This window comes from Bacillus sp. CGMCC 1.16541, from assembly GCF_003184905.1.
Lineage (GTDB): Bacteria > Bacillota > Bacilli > Bacillales > Bacillaceae_H > Priestia.
In genome coordinates this window covers 1-4,086 of the sequence record NZ_QFRU01000055.1, presented here as the reverse complement: position 1 = coordinate 4,086, position 4,086 = coordinate 1, and the positions used below count along the sequence as shown (strand labels likewise).

Sequence of the window (4,086 nt, the reverse complement as noted above, 5' to 3'; positions counted from 1 at the left end):
CAACGCTTAGGGATTCACTAGGTCAAATGTCGAAAAAGAAAATCATTTATATATAAATCTAAACTAGAAGATTATAATAACATGCAAAAAGGGGATGTATTATCATTTGAGGAACATATACAGAACGTTCTAAACAGCTTTATACAAAATGAATCTGTTGATAATGCAGCTACTGTTAAGCAACTAGATACTTTCCCTGGAGGGTTATATAGTCAAAAAGATTTGATGGAGATCAACAATATTAAGTACAAAGTTGAATTATATAGAATGCTAAACTCGCTCGGTGTAAACAAATTAAAGATTGGAAACTTAGTGAGATATGATAAGAAGGAGATAGAAGAGGCATACATAGCTAAAATATCTGTTTCAGTTACAGATGATTTGGTAGCTCGGCATGGAACTGATTACATAGATGTTATTAAAGAAGAGGCCATACAGATGTTAGATAAATCAAATCCTTAAGAGTTTATGTTAATAATACAAGTAACATAAAATCCTATAAATAAAAAAATCTCCCTTTTTTTTAATTGAGTGTAACCTTTCTCATTTCTTAGCGTCGTAAAGGTAGAGATAAATTTTAAAGGAGGTATTAAAGTGGATGAAGCAGAGGCTACACAAATACTACAAGAAAATGTGCATCTAATTGAAAGAGTAGTAAAACGGACAATCCGTGATACTTCAATCGTTGAAGATATAGTGCAGGAAGCAAAAATTAAAATATATAAATCACTAGTTAAAGGGAGTAGACCTGATAACATTGAGTCTTGGATATCCATTATATCCCGACACACTGCTTATGATGAATTAAGAAAGGTTCAAAGAAATGATAGAAATAACGATGGTTTTATAGAGTTCCATCGTCATCGATCTCATTCAATTACTACTAATCCAGAAGACAAAATTATATCTAAAGAAACCGTTATACAAATACAATCAGCTTTCTCTTCTTTAGATGAAACCACACAAAAAATATTACATTTAAAATATAATGGATTGTCCTATAAGGAAATAGCTAAGCAGCTAAATTGTACGGTTGCAGTGATAAAAACCAAAGTGTTTCGAGGTCGGAAAAAATTAGCTCAACAATTAGTAAGTAAACAGGAGGTTTATGACAATGAATTGCGAGAAATGTGAAGAACTGATTGTAGACTATATAGATAATGATTTATCAAAAAGCCAACAAAATTCACTATTTGAGCATTTAAAAAAATGCCATTCCTGCTGCGAGTTCTTTGAACAATCATTAATTATTGATCAAGGATTACAACAAATTCTTACTTCTAATATGATTGAACGGAAAACGCGTGCTCCAAAAACGTTTAAGAATTTAGCTATTGCTTGTGTAGCGCTAATCACAATAAGTATTGGTGCATGGAATATTGAGCCTGTAAAAGCAACTATTCAAGAAGCACTAAATATAAAAGTAGCAAATAACTTCCAAACCTTAGACAGTAAACAAGAAACATTAAATGTAAAGGTAATAGAAGAAAATTCAGAAGGGCAATCAATTACAACTTACATTACCAATAAAGGGGAACGAACTGAATATAACAATGGTAATTATACTGTTCATACCAAAGAAGCATCGGCATCTTACTATAAGTCATTAGATGTGTTTCTGTTAGAAAAGCCAACAAACTTCGAATCCTCAGTAGAAAAATCAATTTTTGAAGAGATGGATTCAGAAAACATTAAGAGCTTAGGAGAAGATCGTTTCTTTGATCGTAAGGTAGAAAAATATTTAATTAGTCAAGAAGGACAACAGGAATCAATTGAACTCTGGTTTGATAAAAACACAAAATTATTGCTAAGAGAAATAAGTGTCGTAGGAGGAACAAAAATAGAAGAAACAAAAATTAAGGAGTTGTCGTTTGGAGCGGTTGAAGATAATAAATTCAGCTTAAAAGGACCAATAGGAGCAAAAGTAATTGATGCACGAGTGCCAGAAAAAATGACAGTAGATGAGAAAGAAAACTATCAAAAAATACTAAGTCTTTTTGAACCTCAGTAAATGAAGAAGAAGAATAAGGATATGCATTATACATATCCTTATTCTCATCAATTATATTAGTAAGCAGCAAAAGAAAGATAATGGTAAGTTTGCTTACCTACTACACCGTCTTCAGTTAAGCCTCTCTTCTTTTGAAAAGCTTTTACAGCTGCTTCTGTTGTTTTACCATAAATACCATCTATAGTTCCTGGGTTATATCCTAAACATTTTAATGTTGACTGTATCCCTCTAACATGGCTTTTATTATTTCCATCATAGCTCAATTTAACAAGGTAGGAATAACTGAAATCAATGATTACATCATCTAAAACTACACCAAGAGTAGTTCCGCCACGTTCGGCTTCTTGAACATAGCCTTTATTACCTTTATCTACAATCCAATTGTATCCTCCTGATTCAGTCCATGGCTCTTCAGTCCAATCTGTACCTGCATCGCAAGTAAATGCTCTAGCATACTCTTTTCCTGCACTTTGAACCTGGTTATCAGCAGTCTTTGGATATAATTCATCAACATACGACTGTGACGGCACATCTTCTACACCTTCAGCAAAAGTAGAGGTAGCTCCCAAACCTCCTAATAACATTGAGAAAGACGCACATACTGATAAGATTTTAGTTTTCATTTCTTTCCTCCTAACATTTTTTCAAATACTAGAATTCGTCATGAAAACAAAAAAACCTTCAATATTTTTGCGAATTTGTAATAATATGTAAAAAGAACTAGGTGATGTTTTTAAAATCACTAAAATATTACCACGAAAAGAGTAATGATGATATTTCCACAAAAAATGGCAACTCTTAGAGTTACCATCACTACTTAATATTTACCACCCATTTGTTGTTCTGCTAATTGTACAAGACGTTTTGTAATTTCTCCACCAACACTACCATTTGCACGAGCGCTAGTTTCAGGACCTAGTGTTACGCCAAATTCACTTGCAATTTCCAACTTCATTTGTTCGATAGCACTTTGTGCTGCTGGTGAAGCTAATTTATTGTTATTCTTTGACATGTTAAACACCTCCTTATTGCATTAGTATTTACATAAAGAGGAGATGTATGCGTGAAGCAATACTAATCATAAAAATTAGTGAAATTATCTTTCTACTTAAAATCTAATTCCTCATTTTTGTTAGGGTAAGTTCTACAATTTGATTTTCTGTTATAACCGCTCCATTCTTAAGAAATTCAACATGCGAAAGATCCCAAGTATCATTCAGTTTTGTTATATAGTAAATAGAAAAGTCACCATTATGTTTCTTTTGAGCAATAAAAGATTCATTATCTTCTTTACTAACAAAGGCTAATGGTAAAACATCGCCTTCCTCACCATCATCCATTATCTTATTCCATACATCGTCTGATAAATTCAGATCATTTATATCATAGATAGCTGAGTTTGTAATTTCTAGCTTTAACTTTTGATTTAACTCTTTATAATATAGCTCTTTAATTGTATCTCTCGTTGCATTATAGTCTAGTTCAGGAGCTTCAAGTTCTTGACTCTTAGTATCTGTTGCTTCAATTTTATGAGTTGAATCTGAATTACATCCAACTAGCATAAAAGTAACTATGATTAGATATAATATTTTTCTCATAACTTCCTCCTAAAAAAGACAAGAATAGAAATGCCATTCTTGTCTTTTAAAAAATATTAGTTATATGCTCTTACAAATTTGACAGCACTATCAGAAGCAGATGAATTTCCGCCTGCTGTGAAGTAAGTTGTGCCAAACGATTTCATTTCCTAGTTCGCTCCACCAGTAAGGTATTCATAATCAGTTAGTGAGGCGGAACGACTTTGATTTACAGCTTCACCTGAAGATTGTTTTTTAAGCGTTCCATTGCGATAAAGCTGAAAACGATAGTATATTTTACTAGTTTCATCTGCTCTTTCTGCAACTACTGATCCACTGCCTGTTACTCCTGTATCTCCTCCAGCACTGAAAGTACTAATACTAGCATTTACCATCGGTGGAGCACCTGCACTTGCTACACTTCCTTCTGAAACAGCTAAAGAACTATATATAAATGATTAACATTTCCAACTTCCTATGCTTAAACCGTTTTATCCT

At 32.6% G+C, this 4,086-nt stretch carries 7 protein-coding genes; 3 read left to right on the top strand and 4 right to left on the bottom strand.

Translation table 11 applies throughout. The annotated features are described in order from the left end of the window. The first annotated feature begins 81 nt into the window (after positions 1 to 81). The 3 genes from DIS06_RS19880 to DIS06_RS19870 all read left to right on the top strand — a co-directional run bounded on the left by DIS06_RS19880 (position 82) and on the right by DIS06_RS19870 (position 2,011). Complete coding sequence (locus tag DIS06_RS19880) at positions 82 to 462, top strand: hypothetical protein (protein WP_110114976.1); 381 nt, start codon at positions 82 to 84, stop codon at positions 460 to 462. 132 nt (positions 463 to 594) lie between these two features. Continuing rightward, complete coding sequence (locus tag DIS06_RS19875; protein WP_162596047.1) at positions 595 to 1,134, top strand: RNA polymerase sigma factor; 540 nt, start codon at positions 595 to 597, stop codon at positions 1,132 to 1,134. Next, entirely contained in the window at positions 1,115 to 2,011 is an 897-nt protein-coding gene (locus DIS06_RS19870; protein ID WP_162596046.1) for a zf-HC2 domain-containing protein, read from the top strand. Before DIS06_RS19875 ends, DIS06_RS19870 begins: the two co-directional genes overlap by 20 nt. A 56-nt stretch (positions 2,012 to 2,067) precedes the next feature. Here DIS06_RS19870 and DIS06_RS19865 read toward each other — a convergent pair whose 3' ends face one another. The 4 genes from DIS06_RS19865 to DIS06_RS19850 form a co-directional block, all read right to left on the bottom strand. Beyond that, positions 2,068 to 2,634: a peptidoglycan-binding domain-containing protein gene (locus DIS06_RS19865; protein WP_204166842.1), complete on the bottom strand. Its 567-nt coding sequence runs from the start codon at positions 2,632 to 2,634 to the stop codon at positions 2,068 to 2,070. A 194-nt stretch (positions 2,635 to 2,828) separates the two neighbouring features. Further along, a complete protein-coding gene (locus tag DIS06_RS19860; protein WP_110114973.1) occupies positions 2,829 to 3,023 on the bottom strand; it encodes an alpha/beta-type small acid-soluble spore protein in 195 nt (64 codons plus the stop codon). A gap of 103 nt (positions 3,024 to 3,126) precedes the next feature. Next, the gene (locus DIS06_RS19855) at positions 3,127 to 3,609 is read right to left on the bottom strand and encodes a putative periplasmic lipoprotein (protein ID WP_110114972.1); all 483 of its coding nucleotides are present in this window, start codon (positions 3,607 to 3,609) and stop codon (positions 3,127 to 3,129) included. A 149-nt stretch (positions 3,610 to 3,758) separates the two neighbouring features. Then, the gene (locus DIS06_RS19850) at positions 3,759 to 3,983 is read right to left on the bottom strand and encodes a hypothetical protein (protein WP_110114971.1); all 225 of its coding nucleotides are present in this window, start codon (positions 3,981 to 3,983) and stop codon (positions 3,759 to 3,761) included. Positions 3,984 to 4,086 lie beyond the last annotated feature (103 nt).